The 358-nt window shown below is 39.4% G+C and carries 1 protein-coding gene; it reads left to right on the forward strand.

Translation table 11 applies throughout. The features are described from left to right. Positions 1 to 358, forward strand: a 358-nt coding sequence (locus tag AABK37_RS42010) for an RNA-guided endonuclease InsQ/TnpB family protein (protein ID WP_432557272.1), incomplete at both ends; no start/stop codon positions are given.

Consider the following 358-nt stretch of genomic DNA (forward strand, 5'->3'; position numbering starts at 1 on the left):
TTTCTGGGAAAGGCTTATCAAGAAGTGCTATTCAGGGTTTATTGCCAAATCTCAAAAAAGAATATCCTTGGTTAACTGATGCTTATTCTCAATGTTTGCAATATGTGGCTCTGAATTTATCGACGGCATATAAAAACTTCTTTGAGAAACGGACAGGTTTTCCCAGATTCAAATCTAAGCATGGTAGGCAGTCTAGCAGTTATCCATCTAACGTCAAACTAGATGGAGATTATCTCAAGCTACCAGGCAAGGTCGGATCTATTTATTGCGAACAAGACCGTCCAATTGACGGGCAGATTAAAACTGTTACGGTTTCCCAGGTTGCGGATGGCAAATATTATGCCTCAATTTTAGTTGA

Origin of the sequence: Tolypothrix sp. VBCCA 56010 (genome assembly GCF_050875635.1) — a bacterium.
In the GTDB taxonomy this organism is placed as follows: domain Bacteria; phylum Cyanobacteriota; class Cyanobacteriia; order Cyanobacteriales; family Nostocaceae; genus Hassallia.